General features: G+C 59.1%; 12 protein-coding genes. 5 read left to right on the top strand and 7 right to left on the bottom strand.

Annotated elements, in window-relative coordinates; translation table 11 throughout:
* Window positions 1-30: 30 nt before the first annotated feature.
* The 3 genes from ESZ00_RS16520 to ESZ00_RS16510 are packed head-to-tail and all read left to right on the top strand — an operon-like array spanning window position 31 to window position 1,579.
* Complete coding sequence (locus ESZ00_RS16520) at window positions 31-270, top strand: phosphopantetheine-binding protein (RefSeq protein ID WP_129209437.1); 240 nt, start codon at window positions 31-33, stop codon at window positions 268-270.
* Window positions 267-1,223 carry a 3-oxoacyl-ACP synthase III family protein gene (locus ESZ00_RS16515; protein WP_129209436.1) on the top strand — a complete coding sequence of 319 codons (957 nt, stop codon included), beginning with the start codon at window positions 267-269 and terminating at the stop codon, window positions 1,221-1,223. Before ESZ00_RS16520 ends, ESZ00_RS16515 begins: the two co-directional genes overlap by 4 nt.
* Window positions 1,220-1,579: a lysozyme inhibitor LprI family protein gene (locus ESZ00_RS16510; RefSeq protein WP_164981565.1), complete on the top strand. Its 360-nt coding sequence runs from the start codon at window positions 1,220-1,222 to the stop codon at window positions 1,577-1,579. Before ESZ00_RS16515 ends, ESZ00_RS16510 begins: the two co-directional genes overlap by 4 nt.
* 96 nt (window positions 1,580-1,675) lie before the next feature.
* Here the strand turns inward: ESZ00_RS16510 and manD are convergent, their stop codons facing one another.
* The 5 genes from manD to ESZ00_RS16485 form a co-directional block, all read right to left on the bottom strand.
* Window positions 1,676-2,884, bottom strand: a complete 1,209-nt coding sequence (gene manD, locus ESZ00_RS16505; RefSeq protein ID WP_129209434.1) for a D-mannonate dehydratase ManD — start codon at window positions 2,882-2,884, stop codon at window positions 1,676-1,678.
* A gap of 29 nt (window positions 2,885-2,913) precedes the next feature.
* A complete protein-coding gene (locus ESZ00_RS16500) occupies window positions 2,914-3,690 on the bottom strand; it encodes an SDR family NAD(P)-dependent oxidoreductase (protein ID WP_129209433.1) in 777 nt (258 codons plus the stop codon).
* Between the two features lie 77 nt (window positions 3,691-3,767).
* Window positions 3,768-4,409, bottom strand: a complete 642-nt coding sequence (locus ESZ00_RS16495; protein WP_129209432.1) for a response regulator — start codon at window positions 4,407-4,409, stop codon at window positions 3,768-3,770.
* A complete protein-coding gene (locus ESZ00_RS16490; protein ID WP_129209431.1) occupies window positions 4,393-6,495 on the bottom strand; it encodes a sensor histidine kinase in 2,103 nt (700 codons plus the stop codon). The genes ESZ00_RS16495 and ESZ00_RS16490 overlap by 17 nt, the downstream gene beginning before the upstream one ends.
* A 74-nt stretch (window positions 6,496-6,569) precedes the next feature.
* The gene (locus ESZ00_RS16485; RefSeq protein WP_164981564.1) at window positions 6,570-7,538 is read right to left on the bottom strand and encodes a sugar ABC transporter substrate-binding protein; all 969 of its coding nucleotides are present in this window, start codon (window positions 7,536-7,538) and stop codon (window positions 6,570-6,572) included.
* Window positions 7,539-7,814: 276 nt separating this feature from the next.
* Between ESZ00_RS16485 and ESZ00_RS16480 the strand changes: the two genes are divergently transcribed.
* Both ESZ00_RS16480 and ESZ00_RS16475 read left to right on the top strand, forming a co-directional pair.
* Window positions 7,815-11,255 (top strand): TonB-dependent receptor, encoded by a 3,441-nt coding sequence (locus ESZ00_RS16480; RefSeq protein WP_164981563.1) that lies wholly within the window; start codon window positions 7,815-7,817, stop codon window positions 11,253-11,255.
* Window positions 11,256-11,344: 89 nt separating this feature from the next.
* Window positions 11,345-13,039 carry a GH35 family beta-galactosidase gene (locus ESZ00_RS16475; protein WP_204520228.1) on the top strand — a complete coding sequence of 565 codons (1,695 nt, stop codon included), beginning with the start codon at window positions 11,345-11,347 and terminating at the stop codon, window positions 13,037-13,039.
* Between the two features lie 9 nt (window positions 13,040-13,048).
* On the opposite strand, the gene ESZ00_RS16470 is transcribed toward ESZ00_RS16475, so the two are convergent.
* A complete protein-coding gene (locus tag ESZ00_RS16470) occupies window positions 13,049-14,287 on the bottom strand; it encodes an SGNH/GDSL hydrolase family protein (RefSeq protein WP_229741132.1) in 1,239 nt (412 codons plus the stop codon).
* Between the two features lie 25 nt (window positions 14,288-14,312).
* Window positions 14,313-17,030 carry a glycoside hydrolase family 3 C-terminal domain-containing protein gene (locus ESZ00_RS16465; protein WP_129209428.1) on the bottom strand — a complete coding sequence of 906 codons (2,718 nt, stop codon included), beginning with the start codon at window positions 17,028-17,030 and terminating at the stop codon, window positions 14,313-14,315.
* Window positions 17,031-17,033: the final 3 nt, after the last annotated feature.

Raw genomic sequence — 17,033 nt, 5'->3', positions numbered from 1 at the left:
TGGAAAATGACGGAGTTAGAGAGGGAAATTATGGATACAAAGCCGGGAATCATCAAAGTTCTTCAGGCCGTTGCAGGCGAACCGATTACACCCCAGGATGACGAATCGCTCTTCGATTCGGGCCTGCTGGATAGCTTTGCTCTTCCCGACTTTGTCAGCGGTCTGGAAGAAGAGTTCAACGTGAAGATTCCGGACAGCGATCTTTCGGCGCGCAAGTTCGACACCATTGAGAAAGTACAGGGTTACCTGGCTAATAAGGGTGTTGCGTGAGCTATCTGCGTGCCTTCGGTACCTATGTTCCTGAGCGGGTTGTGACCAGCGCGGAGATTGCGGCGCTGGTCGATATGACCGCTGACGATATCGTCGCCAAGAGCGGTATCGAGGAGCGCCATTACGCGGCCGAGAATGAGGATGTGGTTTCTCTGGCCGTGGCGGCTGCCGAAGACTGCCTTCGCAATGCGGGCGTTGTACCTGCGGAAATCGGCATGCTGATCGTTGCCAGCGGGTCTGCGGACCGGTTCTGTCCGGGGCCCGCGGCCTCTGTCGCCGCCAGGCTCGGCCTGAGCCAGATTCTGGCGCTCGATGTTCCTGTTGCCAGCGCGGGCTCTTTGATCGCCATGCATATCGCCATGCAATTTGCCTCCTCGGCCGGCAAGGTGCTGGTGGTGGCTTCCGAGGTGATGAGCCGCCGCGTGCAACTGACGCCGGATGGTCGGGATACGGCCATTCTCTTCGGCGATGGCGCCGGTGCATGTCTGATCGATGCGCATCAAGGTTTTTTGAAATTGAAAGACGCTTTGCTGGCCACGGATGGCAATGCCTGCGAGATTCTGCGCATGGAGGGCGGGCTCCTGCATATGGAAGGCGGATCGGTCATTCTGCAGGCGGCACGCAAAATTCCTGCAGCGATCAAAACCTTGCTCGAGCGAAACGCCTTGACGTCTGCAGAGTTGAGCGTCATGCTCATGCACCAGGCAAATGTGAACCTGATTGAAAAGGTGGCGAAGTCTATCGGGTTGCCGATGGAGCGTTGTTTCGTCAATATTCGGCGTTATGGCAATACATCTTCCGCGTCGATGTTGATTGCCGCGGCCGAATGGCATTCTGCCAATCCCGGGCCGGTCCAGAGCCCAGTCCTGTTCGCTGCATTTGGCGCAGGGCTGAACTGGGGGGCTCTGCTCGCCACACCAGAAGTCGTAACACCGGAAGAGGTGTCCGCATGAAGAAGATCACCGTTGGTGCTGCGCTCCTGTTGTTCAGCGCGTGTGCCGTTGCTCAACTTTCACCACGCTACGATCGCTGCATCGCGCGTGCGCGCCAGAATACCGTTCAGGTCGGCATCTGCGTGCAGAAGGAAATGACGTTTCAGGATGCGCGCCTCAACCGGGCGTATCAGACACGGATGAAGGCCGCGCAGTCCGCCGATGCGAAAGCATCTCTCAAGAGCGAAGAGCTGGCCTGGATCCGGCATCGCGATGCGCAGTGCAAGATCAACGGAGAGACGGTCGATAACGTGTGTCTCGTGCGTGAGACCGCGAACCGCGCAACGCAGCTCGAATCGGGGATAACTCCGCAGTAGAGCATTTCTCCTATATAAGGTAGAGCATGTCAGGCATAAACGCTGCCGTTTTCCTTCGAGGAGAACGGCATCCTGCCGTTGCGGGGTTTTTGTGGATTACCAGTCTGTCAGCGTGCCATCCTGCCTGCGATTCACGGGAAGATAGGCGCGTTGATACTCGTATTGTGATGCGAGCTTTTCGTCGAAATCTATGCCTAATCCCGGCTTATCTCCCGGATACATGTACCCATCCTTGAAGAAATATGCATGGGGGAAGACTGCATCTGTCTCCGCTGCATGCGGCATGTGTTCCTGGATGCCGAAGTTATGAATGGCGGTATCGAAGTGCAGCGCGGCAGCCATGGATACCGGGGACAGGTCTGTGGCTCCGTGGCATCCGGTCTTTACATGATAGAGGTCCGCGAAGTCCGCAATTTTCTTTAAGTGCGTCAGTCCGCCTGCGTGTACCACGGTTGCGCGGATGTAATCGATCCACTGGTTTCGGATCAGATCATGCGCATCCCACAGGGAATTGAAGACCTCACCGACGGCGATGGGCGTGGTCGTATGCTGGCGGATGAGCTTGAATCCTTCCTGCAATTCTGCGGGTGTGGGATCTTCGATCCAGAACAGGTGGAATGGCTCCAGTTCCTTGCCCAGGCGCGCTGCCTCAATCGGTGTCAGGCGGTGATGGCAGTCATGCAGCAGATGGATTTCTTCGCCGAAGACTTCACGCACCTTTGCAAATAACCCCGGCACGGAACGCAGATAGGACTCTGTCTCCCACTCATACTCGGTGGGAAGGCCTCGTTCTGCGGGCTCGTAATATCCGGTCGTTTTGCCCACACCATACGTCGATTTGAGTCCGGGCACGCCGCTTTGTACGCGGATCGCCCGATAGCCCATCTCCTTGTGTTTTGCGACATCTTCGAGCGCTGCGTGGATGTCTTTTCCGAAGGCGTGGCAGTAGACCATCACGCCCTGCCGGCTGCGGCCGCCAAGAAGGTTATACACGGGCGTATGCAGCGCCTTGCCTTTGATATCCCACAGCGCCATGTCGACTGCGGCGATGGCGGACATGGTGACCGGCCCGCGTCTCCAGTACGCGCCGCGATAGAGATATTGCCAGATGTCTTCTATCTGGAATGGATCGCGGCCAATCAGGCAGGGAAGCACGTGATCGGTGAGATAGCTGGCGACGGCCAGTTCCCGTCCGTTCAATGTGCCATCGCCAAGACCGTAGATGCCCTGATCGGTTTCTATCTTCAGAGTGACAAAATTCCGTCCCGGCGAGCAGATGTTCACATATGCGTTCGTGATCTTCACGGAAATAATCCTTCCTGCTGTTTGCGGCTTTATTGATTGACGGCGCTCGCCAGGAAGCCGCCGTCGACGGCAATGATCTCGCCGGTTACAAACCCGGCTGCCTCGGAGGCCAGATAGACTGCGGCTCCTGCGACTTCCCTGGCGTTACCGAATCGCCCCATCGGCGTGCGCATTTTCAGCTCGCTTCCTCTGACTGTCCCTTCCACCAGTGCGCGGTTGAGCGGGGTGGGAAATATGCCCGGCGCAATGGCATTCACCTGCACTCCGGACATAGCGAGCTCAATGGCGAGAACCTGCGTCAGCGATCCGATGCCTGCCTTGCTTGCGCAGTAGGCGGCTACTTCCTTGAAGCCTACGAAGGTGCCGAGCGAGGCGAGGTTGATGATGCGGCCATATTGCTGTTGAACCATGCCCGGCGCAAAAATCTGGCAGCTCCGCAGTGTGCCTGTCAGGTTCGTCTCGAGCACGCGCGCCCACTCCTGCTCGTTTTCCTGGAGAGTGGGCGCCTTGTGCGTGATGCCTTGCGCGTTGACGAGGATGTCGACTTTACCGAAAGCGTCGATCACCTGGGCATGCAGCGCCTCGAGCGTCTCCCGCTGCATGACATCGCTGGTCACGCGCAGAGTCCTTCGCCCCAGCTGTTCTATCTCGATGGCCACCTGTTCTACCTGTTCCTGGCGTCGGGATGTGGCCACAACATCGGCTCCTGCCTCTGCAAGGCCGATGGAGATGGCGTGTCCCAGTCCGGTGGTTCCTCCTACGACTACGGCTATCCGGCCTGTGAGGTCGAATAAGGAGCTAGCCATGAAGTCTCTCCTGTTCATTTGTTCGATTCTGTTCTTCTGCCTGCGTACGGCAGCGCTGTCTGCGCATGGAACGCACGTCAGTGCAAGGTAATGAGGCCGGTGTGGATGGCAATGAAGATAGCCTCCGTGCGGTCGCTCGCCTCGAGCTTTTCGGTGATGTGATTGAGATGATTGCGGACCGTGAATTGACTGATTTGCAGCGTGTTTGCCACTTCCTTGTTGGTTAAGCCCTTGGCGACCAGCTCCAGTACTTCGCGCTCCCGTGCGCTCAGTCCTGCGGTCATGCGTGACTCCGAAAGACGTTTGGCGATGCGCTCCGGGAAGGCCTGCCTGCCTGCAAAGACGGAGCGAATGGCAGACATAATCTCTTCCGGCGGAGATTCTTTCAGGAGATATCCCCTGGCTCCGGCTTTGACCGCAGCATAAATTTCTTCGTCGAACTCGAAGCTTGAAAGAACGATGGCCTGCACGCGGGGAGCCTGCGTGCGGATCTGTTCGAGCGTGTCGATGCCGGAGAAGCCCGGCATGCGGAGATCGACAAGAACGATGTCGATGGTTTTCTGCCTGAGGATGTCCAGTGCTTCGCGCCCGCTGCTGGCTGCTGCCACCACGGCAAAGTCCTCCTGCATGCCGAGCAATGCACTCAACCCGAAACGCACGATAGGGTGGTCATCCACCAGGAGCAGCCGAATCTGTTTTTTATCAGCGTGAGTAGTCATAAGGTTTACTTCTTGTTTCGAGCTTGCCGAGTGGAATGGAGCGTGAAGGAAAGGCGCGCATCCTTTGCCACAGCGGCCTTAGCAGGCCGCTGACCAAGGGAAGCGGGGCGACGATGGAGACGGACGTTCCCCGATGCGGAACCGACTGGATTTCAAGCCGGCCGCGAACCTTTGCCGCGCGGCTGTGCATGCCGGTGATGCCGAGGCCACGCTGCGCCGCGGCGTCGAAGCCTCGGCCATTGTCGTGGACGGTGAGCGCGGCTTCGCGGCGATGCAGGACTAGATGGATTTCGAGCTGCGTGCAGCCGCTGTGCTGGATAGCATTGCTGATTGCCTCCTGCCCGACGCGGAACAGCGCATCGGTCACCTGCACCGACAAGGCTGTGACACGTCCGGTGAGATGTCCCTGGATTTTGGGCGAATCTCCTGTAACCAGACGCGTGGCTACCTGTTCGAGTGCTTCAAGAATCGCGGTGGCATCGCGCAGTTGCGGGCGAAGAGCAGCGATGGTGCGGCTGGCCTCGCGATGGCTGATGTGAACCATCTCGAGAGCGTTTTGCACGTGAGTCTGCATCTTGTTTTCTCCGCGCCGCTCCATGATGGCGGCGTTGAGCAGGTACGCGATGCCGGTAAAGCTCTGTGCGAGCGTGTCGTGCATCTCAAAGGCGAGTTGTTCGCGCTCTTTCATCACCGATTGCAGGTGCCATTGCTGCGCGCGGTGCAGTCCGATCTGAATCAAGAGCAGGACCAGCACGGATGTCAGTCCAAGCACGGCAATATGCCGTGGCGACCACCATGGCGGCGAACTGACGACATCGACCTGTTCCACGACGACAGCAAAGGGATAGGTTCCATGTGTGTACTGATCGAGTGAGGTAGCGATGCCGCGCAGGCGTATGCGGCTGCCGCGTTCCAGGGGGTGGAGATCCGCAGTAGAGCCGGTAACGACGCCGCGAAAGATCAGATCGCCGTCACGCAGAATGATGTCGTGATCTGAGGTAGAGACGAGCGTGCCTTCGATCGAAATAGCACGTCCGCGATAGGTTCCGCCCGTGAGCTGCGCCGCGGTGACGGCCAGAGGAGGCACGGCGAGATCGGACCAGAGCACGCGGATGTCCGCATTCTCGAGGCTGCTGCGGAAGCGCTCCGATAGAACAGTGCCGTGCGCGAGGACGATATCGCCTAGCTTCAAGGGCGCATTCGAGTGGAAGGCCGGCACGATGAGTGCGTTGGTTTCATCCTGGATGGCGACCAGAGGAGGAAGAGAGATGACCGTTCCCTGCAGCGTGACATTCGGATGCCGGCCCGGCTGCATCAGGAAGGTCACGATGGGTTGCACTCCGGCTTGTAATGCACGCTTGCGGGCTTCGGCTTCAAGCGAGGTCTCATAACGCGCCGTGAGCTGGGGAACGAATGGGACATCGATGGGAAGTGCAACAGCACCTGCCGATTCGCGGTGAAGGGCTGCGAGGTCTTCTTTCGATGCGGAGCGTATTGCGAGATGATCCCACACCGCGCTGGTCAGGTTTGAGCGAACGCCGGAATGTCCGCTCGCAATACACGCCTGGTCTGCGGTCGTGAGCGCCTGCGTCACGCCAGAGGGGGAGCGGACTTCCACACCGAAGGAGCAGCCGATGGCAACGACGCGCAGATGAAATCCCTGCGATAGATCGAGTGTTGCGGGCAGGCTGATGCGTTGCAGCACTTGCCATCCGAAATCGGCCCGGCCAAATTCGAGTGTGGCATCAGAGACGCGCACACCAGCGAAGTAGCCATGGTAAGCATCGACGCCCGTCTCCTCACCATGCGAGCGAAGCACGAGTCCAGCTTCTCCATCGGCGGAGGTGATGTGGATATCGGCTTCAATCTGGTAGTCCGCCTGTGTTTCCGAGGTCAGAATGTATCTTGCGCCGCGCTCTTCCGAAGCGTTTTCGAGCCGGCTGCCGTTCATACTCCATGTGCTGCCGTAGCTTGTCCAGGTGCCGCGTTCCAGCGCGGCTGGTCCGCCATTCATCACCTGAGGCCTGCTGTGCATGGAGTGCATCCATGGCCTGATGGTGACGAGCGCGGCGAACAGGAGAAGCACGGCACCGGCGGCTATCCAACCTGGCGCAGTGATCCGGCGCTGCTGGGACGAGTCTCTTCCTTCGGGGACGAGACTCACGAGCCGCTCCAGCGGAAGATGGAGTAGGAAAAGAGAGGCTGATTGGACGGTGCCTGCACGTTGTCGCGGGTGAGCAGAATTGGAGATACCAGCGTAATGCCGGGAACGGTCTCCTGATGGATCTCCGCATCCAGATTGCGCATGGCGATGCGTCCGATCGTGCGCGTGTCCTGCGCGATGATTGCATCCACATCGCCAGTTTCGAGAGGCATCAGCAGATCCTGGTCGAAGCCGACGATCGCGATCTTCGATCTTGGTTCACTGGCCAGCTTGGCATAGTATGCGCCGCGTGTGGCGATCCCTGAAAGCGCAACGATGGCATCTACCGGTTCGGAGCCGGTCAGGACCTCCTGCGCAATCTGTTGCTGATGCGTGATGAAGGTATCTCCGAAGCGCCGGATCGAGATGTGAATGGAGGGAGCTACCTGCGTGAGGGCTTTCTCAAATGCATCTTCGCGCGTGAGCGATGCCTCTGAGCGAGGAATGATGCCGATGATGGCGATGGAACCTTTGCCATGCAGCAGCCGGGATATGGTCTGCGCCGCAAGCATGGTGCCCGCCGCTTCGTCGTTGCGGACGTAGGAGAGCCTGGGTGAGGGAGGTGGTCCGAGCTCATCATCGACGATGACAACCGGCACGCCGCGCTCGATGGTTTCCTGAACAGCGGTTCGGGCAGCCAGAGTCTCGTCGGGAGAGAGAATGAAGCCGCGATAATGGCGCCGCTGCAACGTGGCATAGAGCTCCATCTGCTGCTCTACGTATGCCTCATTGGGCGGCGCATTCCAATACACGGATATCTTGTCCTGACGCGCTGTTTCGACGATGCCCTGATGCATGGGCTCCCATAGCGGTGTTGCCGTGGTGCGCGGGATGACAGCAATCGCGTCGGATTGCGAATGACAGCCAGCTGCAAAGGGGATAACAGCGAGCAGCAGAGGCGTCAGTCTCAAACAGAAGTTAGGCATGGGCCAATATGCGGAGAGCAGAAAAAGTATATACACCGGCACACACTGCTGGCTCCTGGAGATGTGTGCTTGCGGGTTGGTACATCTGTACCATGCGAGTCTTTGCATCGCTTGCCTAATGTTCCTATCCGCAGCGGGTAGAGCACTTATTTCTTGTGCAGAGCTCTCAAAGAGCCCGCGTAGCCGGCATGAATACGCCCGCCGGGAGCGGGTTTGGAGAGAGGCATGAAGCAGACAGATCAGAAAAATAAAGGCCCTCATGGGAGAAGAAGGTCCTTGAAAAAAGCGGCAGGACGCATGAGCCTTGCACTGACCATAGGCATGCCGTTGGTCGTTGCTCCTGTGGCATTTCTATCCGGCACTGGAAATCTCTATGCGCAGGTTTTGTACGGCACCATGACGGGCAGCGTCCTCGATCCTACCGGCGCTGCAATTCCTGGTGCCGCCGTGACTGCGGTCAACGTTGAAAAAGGGATTGAGCTGCATACGACGAGCAATGCAGATGGAACCTTCACCTTCACCGATCTGACTCCTGGAACGTATAAGGTGATGACTTCGGCTACGGGATTCGGTCCCTCCGAGCAGCAGGGCATCCCTGTACTGGCCAATACGGTGCAGCGTGTCGATTTCCAATTGAAGATTGGAACCGCGACACAGGAAGTTTCGGTCACGACCGCACCGCCGATGCTGCAGACACAGACCGCCGAGACGAGTTCGAATATTTCGAATGAACAGGTCTCGGAACTGCCCACGACCTCGACTACGGGGCGCAACTTCCAGAGCCTGTACAAGATCGTGCCCGGCGCAACACCGCCAGCCGAGCAGAATTCTGCGGGTGGTAATCCTCAGCGCGCGCAGGCAACGAACGTCAACGGTGTCTCCAATGCGACAAACACGACGCGTATCGACGGAGCCGTCGACGCGTATCCGTGGCTGCCGTACCTGGTCGCTTATCTGCCGCCGACCGATGGCATCGACAGTATCAATGTCGTGACAGGCAGCTTCAATGCAGAGCAGGGGTCAGCCGGTGGCTCGGCTATCAATGTTACCGTTCGCAGCGGCACGAATGCTCTGCATGGTACGGCGTGGGAATACAACTCGATCGCGCAGTTCAATGCGCAGTCCTGGCAGAATCGCACCGGTGTGCTGCAGAAGAATATTTACAACGAGGTGGGTGGATCGATCGGCGGTCCAATCATTCGGGACAAGCTCTTCTTCTTCTTCGATTACAACCGCGTTTCGGTCAATAAGGCGATCAACGGTACGCTTTCGATTCCTACCGCGGCGATGCGGGCAGGCGATTTCAGCGGCACCGGCATCACGATCTATGATCCCGCTACGGGCAATACGAGCGGCGCAGGGAAGACGGCTTTCTCGAATGACCTGATTCCCAGCAGCCGGATCGTGCAGGCCGCGTCGATCATGCTGCAGAATCTTCCCGCTCCGAATACGGGAGGCGCCGGAGCTCTCACGAATAACTACTTCGGGTCCGCGGTGAATGCTTTTCTGCGCGAAAACTATGACACGAAGATCACGTATGTCCCGTCGCAGAATACGAGCTTTTTTGGGCACTACAGCATCTCGCCGAATACCATCTCCGACCCGCAGGTCTTTGGAGAGAATCCTGGCGGCGGCACGTATGACGGCGGCCAGCCCGGTGCGGCAACGGGACGCATCCAGAATGTGGGTCTTGGCTTTACGCACGCCTTCACCTCCCATTTCACAACCGACTGGAATGCCGGGTACACACGGCAGAGACTCGAAGCAGAGGCTCCGGATATTGCTCTCGGCGACTATGGCGTGAATACGCTTGGAATTCCGGGGACTAACTATAACGGGAACCCGCTCTATGGCGGCATTCCCGGGTTCTACTTCACGACTTATGCCAACCTGGGCAACGCGAATACGGGCAGCCCCTTCACCTTCCGGGATAACCAGTACACGGGCAACGCCAATGCAAGCTGGCTGCATGGAAATCACAGCGTCCGTTTCGGGGGCGAGTATCTGCATGCTGCAATCAACCACGTACAGCCTGGTTCGGGGAGTTATGCTACGCCGCGCGGATCGTTTATCTTCAGTGGCGGCGCCACGGCTGATTCCGGCGGTTCGGCAACGGCGGTGAATTCATTTGCCTCATTTCTCCTCGGGCAGGCTGAGAACTACCAGAAGAGCATCCAGAGCTTCAATCCCGAGGCTCTGCGCTATTCCACCTTTGCTTTTTATGCACAGGATACGTACCAGGTGCTGCCGTCGCTGACGCTGAATTATGGCCTGCGTTATGAATACTACCCTCTGCCAGTTGCCGATCACTTCGGCACGGTGCGTTTCGATCCTTCGATTGCAACGACCATCACTGATACCGACGGAACGCATACCGTGGGTACGATCCTGGTGGGTGGAAAGGGCGGCATTCCTAACAGCGCTTTCACCTCGAATGGATGGGGCATGATCGTTCCGCGATTCGGCCTTTCCTATCGTGCGGATGAGAAGACTGTGATTCGTGCGGGTTTCGGGATCACGGACGATCCGGATACGCTGCGCGGACTGCTGCAGGCCTATCCGGCGGGCATCACGACGAACATCACCGGAGCGACGGGATACGTGGCTGCGACAAATCTCAACGCAGATACGCCGAGCGTGGTTTCTTCGGTAGGAATTCCTGCCATTACGATCCCGGATATCTCTTCGGGATATCTCGCGCTGCCGGAGAATCTATCCACGGTGACGATTCCGAAGAATTTCCGCCGCGGTTATATCGAGAGCTATAACCTCACTGTGCAGCGTGAATTGCCGGCACGCTTTACGGTGACGGCGGGATATGTCGGTACGCACTCCATCCGCCAGCAGAGCTCGGTGAATATCAATGCTGCGCCCCCAGGAGGTGGCAACACCGGACGCCTGTTGAACACCACGTACGGCGCGAATACGAACAATACCGACATCAACAGCCTGCAGCCTTTCCAGGGGTCTGTCTATAACGGCCTTCAATTGCAGCTGACCCGCATGGAAACCAGGCATGCATCGACCGGTGTGGTCTACACCTACTCCAAGTCGATGGATGCAGCCGATAACAGCGAAGCGAATGGTCTCATCTTTGCCTATCCCACATACTGGAACCGGAACTGGGCACTTGCCAGCTACGACCGCAAGCATAACTTCCAGTGGTGGACGGTTTATAACCTTCCTTTTGGAAAGGGGCAGACCTATCTCTCGCATGGGGCTCTCGGCTACGTGCTTGGGAACTGGCGTCTGAGCACGGTTCTCAGCCGTGTGAGCGGCACGCCTATGAGCATTACCGATTCAGGAAGCTACCTCAATGCTCCCGGCAATACGCAACTCGCAGATCAGGTAGCCGGTGTCGATCCCGTATTCAGTGGCAGAAAGCATCTTTCGACGACGACAAACGGCTATCAGTATCTGAATCCGGCTGCGTATGTCTCGGTTTCTTCCAGCAACTCGACGGCGCCGCGCTTTGGTGATTCCGGCCGAGACAGTGTGCGTGGTCCCGGTATCTTCAACCTCGATGCCGGCCTGAAGCGCAGTTTCCCGATCCGGGGAAACGTCGCCTTCGACCTGCAGGCAGAAGCCTTCGACGTTACCAATACGCCGCAGTTCGCTAACCCCACAACCACCATCAATTCGGGGAGCAGCTTCGGTGTGGTGACGACGTCAAACGTCAACCGGACGATGCGTCTGAGTGGCCGTATCAACTTCTAGCTTTAACCTAAGTAAGAAGACCGGCGGAGAGGATCAGGATTGCCTCTCCGCCATTTCATCTTTTGAATACTTTGTATTCGGAGAACCGTGTGAACCGGAAGAAGCTTTCTGTCTGCCTTGCATGCGTCTTGTCGTTGTTGTCTCTCGCGTCCGTGGCTGAGGCGCAGCATGGGCGTTCGTCCGGCGCCTCTCATGAGGACCTGCCGCATCTGGAACAGCGCGGGGCCGCGACCCAGTTGATCGTCGATGGAAACCCATACCTGATTCTCGGTGGAGAGCTGCACAACTCCAGCTCCTCCAGTCTTGCGTACATGCAGGACGTATGGCCTCGCATGGAGTCGATGCATCTGAATACGCTGCTGACCCCTGTAGCTTGGGAGACGATTGAGCCGGAAGAGGGGCACTTCGACTTTCATGTTCTGGATGGGCTGCTGGAAGGTGCGCGTGCGCATCATCTGCGGCTGGTGCTGCTCTGGTTCGGTGCGTGGAAGAATACCTTCTCCAGTTATGCGCCGGGATGGGTGAAGCGCGACGAACAGCGTTTTCCGCGGGTGCTGTTGAGCGATGGCCGCGGCACCGAGCGATTGTCGCCTTTCAGCGATGCCGTGCGCGCGGCAGACAGCAAAGCTTTTTCCGCTCTTATGCAGCATCTCCGTGAGGCAGATGGAGATGAGCATACAGTGCTGATGGTCCAGGTGGAGAACGAAGTCGGTGTGATCCCGGAATCACGGGATCATTCTCCTGCGGCAGAGGCGGCCTTTCGCGGAGATGTGCCTGCGACGCTGACACGCTACCTCGAGCAACACCGATCTTCGCTGCAGCCCGAACTGCGCACGGCATGGGAGGCTGCGGGTGCACGCACCAGCGGGAGCTGGCAGCAGGTCTTCGGGCTATCTTCACTTACGGATGATCTCTTTATGGCCTGGCAGTATGCCTCGTACCTCGAGCAGATTGCTGTCGCAGGCAAGCGGGCCTATTCGCTGCCGATGTATGCCAACGCAGCGCTTATCCGTCCGAATTATGAGCCGGGCCAGTACAACAGCGGCGGCCCGCTGCCACATTCCATGGACGTATGGCGTGCTGCAGCGCCTGCGCTCGACTTTCTTTCTCCGGATATTTACTTCAACGAATTTGCTTACTGGGCCGGTGCCTATGCGCGGCCCGGCAATGCTCTCTTCATTCCGGAAGCGCAGCCCGGCATAGTTGGCGCAGCTAATGCGCTTTATGCATTCGGGCGCCTCTCCGCCGTGGGCTTCTCGGCCTTTGGAATCGACGATCAGGGTAATGCGCCGCTCGATCTGGTTGGTATTACACGGCCGGGCGAGCGGCCTGATACCACGGCAATCGCTTCTGTGTATGCAGAACTTTCAGCTTTGAGCCCGCTCATTCTCGATGCGCAGCGTCGTGGCTCCGCGACCGCAGCTCTGGTGGAAGGCGATGCGCAGCGTGCGGCTCGTGTGCGGATCGGGGAGTACACGGCAGAAATCCGCCGCACGGGGAACGAGCAGGGATCGCGGATTGGCGTGCTCTTTCTTCAGCAGGGGCCGGATACATTTCTCGTTGCCGGAGCCGGAGATGCGCAGGTTGTTTTTAGTTCCGATCGGCCGGGTGCGCCGATCGTCGGCATCGAGAGCATCGACGAAGAGCTTTACGAGCATGGCCAGTGGGTTGTACGGCGGCGTCTCAACGGAGATGAAAGCGGACAGGGGCAGCAACTGCGTATTTATCCGCAGGATATCTCCGATGGACGTATTTACCGGGTGCGGCTTTATCGCTACCACTAAGTTCGAGGGTTAATGCTGCAGCAATGCAAGCGGGATTGCTGCGGCCATGGCCCGGTATCCTGCAGGTGATGGGTGCAGGTGATCGCCGGAATCATAGGCGGGGAGAAGACGATCCGGCCTCTGGGGATCGCGCGTTACGGAGTCGAAGTCCACCACGGCGTCGAAGTGCCCAGGCTGGCGGATCCACGCGTTGAGCTCCTGCCGTGCCGCTTCGTCGGCCACGGCGGGGTGATAGTAATCCGAGCCGGTGTAGGGAAGAATCGTTCCTCCGATGACGAAGAGGCCCTGCGCGTGAGCCCGATCGATCATCTGCTGATAACCGGCTTCGAGCCGTTGCAGCAGCGCGGCATGCTCCTCGCCGCTGGCCGGAGGAGTCTGCCGTGCGAGTGCGCCGAGGTCATTGACGCCCTCGAGCAGGATCAGAACGCGCACGCGACTCTGTGCCAGAACATCTCGATTGAAGCGCGCCAGCGCATTCGGCCCCAGGCCGTCGGTGAGCACATGGTTGCCGCCAATTCCGACATTGACGACACTGCGATGGCTGGTGGCTTGTGCAAGCCGCTGGGCGAGGTCATCGGGCCAGCGGTCGTTGCCATTTGTCGTTGCGCCATGGCCGTCAGTGATCGAATCGCCGAGTGCGACAATCGCCGCATCCTGTGAAGATGCGGCTACATCGATGCCGCTCAGAAAGAACCAGTGCTCGAAGGTCTTTGGTGTTGAAAGCTCGCCGTCAGCCAGGTGCATTCCGTGCGCGAGATAGCTGGTGGCGCGTGAGCCGGGGTGCGAGGTCTCGGTTGCTGGAGCGGTATCGAGATGCAGCGTGATGGCGATGTCTGTGCCTGCGGAGATGGGCAGCGATACCGGGTCAGACCAGTAGTCGGCGCCGGCGGGGATGATGACATCCTGCGCTCCGTGGAAGGTGAGAGTGCGATCCGTGCGCGTGTCGATGGCGGATGACGCAGGTGAAACGGCGCGCGCCAGATGAACGCCGCCAAGATGAAGATCCGTTGTGCCGAAGGCATTGGAGAGACGCACGCGGACGGCGCTGCCGCCGAGCGAGAGATGGACGATCTGGCGCAGGGTGGCGTCGGTGAGGTCCGTGGCAGGCAACGCATTGGCAGGCTCGGGGACCTGCTGCGCGCTGGCCCACGATGCAACCCACGAAGAATCGGACTGGCCGTGCATCGTGCACGGCGCAGCCAGCGCGGCGAGTACAACGAGAGCGTGCAGGGATCGGAGATGCATCATACGTTCTGCTTTCCTGTGCGACGTGTCAGTGTGCGACATCCGCACTACCTTCGATGTTGAAGTTTGCATACTGCGTATGGAGTGAGCTGGAGGACGGCTGCGAGCCGCCAACATAGATTTGATATGCGCCAGCCTGTACCGAACGTGCGCCATGCGCATCCACTTCGGAGAGCTCCCGTGCATGGAGGGTGAAACGCAGGTGCCTGGTTTCGCCCGGCTTCAGATGCACGCGCTCGAAGCCTTCGAGCTGGCGTAGCGGTGAGAGACCGCTGTTGCCTGTGTCCGGAGGCAGCAGGTAGAGCTGAGCGACTTCATCTCCGGCAAGTTTGCCGCTGTTGGTGACATCCGCTTCGACGACGAGCGGCTGGCCAGCTGCGAGGTGCTTTGTCGAGGCATGCACATTTGCATACGAGAACGTGGTGTAGCTGAGACCGTAGCCGAAGCCGAAGAGCGGATCGCCTGCGAAATAGCGATAGGTGCGCCCTTTCATGGTGTAGTCGGTAAAGGACGGGAGGTCGTTGATGGAACGATAAAAGGTGATCGGAAGGCGGCCACCGGGATTATTGGCTCCGGTCAATGTATCGGCGATGGCCTGCGCGCCAGCTTCTCCCGGATACCATGCTTCGAGGATGGCATTCGCGTGCTGTTCGGCAAAGTTCACTGCGAGTGCCGATCCGTTGAGCAGCACGACGACCACTGGCTTGCCCAGAGCCGTCAGCGCCTCGAGCAGTTTCTCCTGAGCTGCAGGTAGCGCTACATCGGTGCGGTCGCCGCCTTGAAATCCCTGCAGGTTGATGGGCATTTCTTCGCCTTCGAGCGTCGGCGTGAGTCCGAGCATGGCGATGACGAGATCGGAGTCGCGTGCTGTCTCGATGGCGTGCTGCAGGAGCTGTTCCGCAGGCGGCATGAAGGACAGTGTGATCCCCGTGCCATGCTCCGCGCTCGAGCGGACAAAGTCGACTTCGATGGTGTGGGCTCCAGCCTTATCTGCCTTGAATGCAAATTTCGTCGGGCGCTGCTGATGGCTCTCCTGGGGAAGTCCCGTTGTGCCATTCACCTGCACGGGGCCTGTCTCTGTGCCCTCCGGAAGTGCTTTCGCTTCGGTGACCACCTGACCATCGATCCGCACGGTGTAGCTTTGCTCGTAGGCGCAGTGATTACAGGGACCGGCGCTGAGCTGGAACTGGTATTCTCCTGCGGCGGGCAGTGTCAGCGTGCCTGTCCAGCGCACGGCAAAGCCAGTGGAGGGATGCTGCGGCAGCGGATTCACGCCGCTCCAGTTGAAGTCGATTCCGGGGTCGATGCGTGTCAGCAGCGGTGTGCCGCTCAGCGACGGTGAGGCGAAGTACTCCGCCTTCAGTCCTTCTTCCTTTGAGTTCGGAGACGGATGCAGCATGGTGCGCGGCACGGGCAGCATGAAACCATCGACAAAAGGGGCGCCCGGCGCATAGCGCACACTGGCAGCGGTCAGTGTGCGGCGGATAGCATCGACGGGGAGTTGAGGATCATAGGGCGTGCCGTTGTAATTGCCTTCGAGAGAAGAAAGCATTGCTGCATTCGGTCCGACGACCGCGATGTGACGGAAACGCCCAGAGGCGAGAGGCAGAATGCCATCATTCTTGAGCAGCACCATCGACTCTTCCGCTGTGCGTTGTGCGACCGCGACGTTCTCCGGAGAGTGCACGGCGCTGAAGGGAGTCTGCGCGTAGGGCACTGTGGCTGGCGGGTCGAAGAGGCCCAGCTCCATGCGTGCGGTGAAGAGGCGGATAAGGCTCCGGTCGATATCTGCTTCCTGGATCAGCCCCTGCCGGACGGCATCGCCCAGGTGCTCGTATGTGGCGCCGCAGTTGGTGTCCGTGCCGGCCAGCAGCGCATCGCGGTCGGCATGTTCCGCATCGGGTTCGGTCTGGTGGGTATTGGGCTTGAAGAAGTCATCGATGGCGCCGCAGTCGGAGGTAACAAATCCATGAAAGCCCCAGTCCTGGCGGAGCACCTGCTGAAGCAGCATGGTGCTGCCGCACGCAGGTGCGCCATCCACTGCGTTGTAGGAGCACATAATCGAGTCAGCCTTGCCGTCGACGATGGCCATACGGAACTGTGGCAGATAGGTGTCCCACAAGTCATGCCGCGTGGGTGTGACATCGAATTTATGACGTATGTTTTCCGGGCCGGAATGCACGGCAAAGTGTTTCGGTGTGGCGATCACCTTGTAATAGTGCGGATCATCGCCCTGCAGGCCACGAATAAAGTTCACGCCCAGCGTGCCGGTGAGGAAGGGATCTTCTCCGTAGGTCTCCTGGCCGCGTCCCCAGCGCGGATCGCGGAAGATATTGATGTTCGGAGACCAGAAGGTGAGTCCGAAGTAGATATCGTGATTGCCGTGGCGCAGGGCTTCGGAGTTCTTCGCGCGCGCCTCGGTGGCAATCGCATCGCCAACTTGATGGAGGAGCGGTGCGTCCCAGGTAGCGGCCATGCCGATGGCCTGCGGAAACATGGTGGCATAGCCGGAACGGGCTACGCCGTGCAGCGCTTCATTCCAGTAGTTATAGGCGGGGACGTCGAGCCGTGGAATGGCGTGCGCAGCGGAGCCCATCTGCCCCACCTTCTCTTCCAGCGTCATGCGGTGCACCAGGTCTGCCGCACGCTCCTCGGCCGGCAGCGCCGGGTTTTTATAGGCAGGTTCCTGCGCTGCCGCAGAGAGCAGAGCTGCAGCCAGAAAAAGAACACCATAGACAGATCGCATTCG

Source organism: Silvibacterium dinghuense, from assembly GCF_004123295.1.
Lineage (GTDB): Bacteria > Acidobacteriota > Terriglobia > Terriglobales > Acidobacteriaceae > Silvibacterium > Silvibacterium dinghuense.
The sequence above is the reverse complement of the archived record's forward strand: the minus strand, read 5'-3'. Positions and strand labels throughout refer to the sequence as shown.

Coding starts and splice junctions, on each gene's coding strand:
- ESZ00_RS16520 (WP_129209437.1), top strand. CDS start 31: ATGGATACAAAGCCGGGAATCATCAAAGTTCTTCAGGCCGTTGCAGGC.
- ESZ00_RS16510 (WP_164981565.1), top strand. CDS start 1,220: ATGAAGAAGATCACCGTTGGTGCTGCGCTCCTGTTGTTCAGCGCGTGT.
- ESZ00_RS16500 (WP_129209433.1), bottom strand. CDS start 3,690: ATGGCTAGCTCCTTATTCGACCTCACAGGCCGGATAGCCGTAGTCGTA.
- ESZ00_RS16495 (WP_129209432.1), bottom strand. CDS start 4,409: ATGACTACTCACGCTGATAAAAAACAGATTCGGCTGCTCCTGGTGGAT.
- ESZ00_RS16485 (WP_164981564.1), bottom strand. CDS start 7,538: ATGCCTAACTTCTGTTTGAGACTGACGCCTCTGCTGCTCGCTGTTATC.
- ESZ00_RS16470 (WP_229741132.1), bottom strand. CDS start 14,287: ATGATGCATCTCCGATCCCTGCACGCTCTCGTTGTACTCGCCGCGCTG.
- ESZ00_RS16465 (WP_129209428.1), bottom strand. CDS start 17,030: ATGCGATCTGTCTATGGTGTTCTTTTTCTGGCTGCAGCTCTGCTCTCT.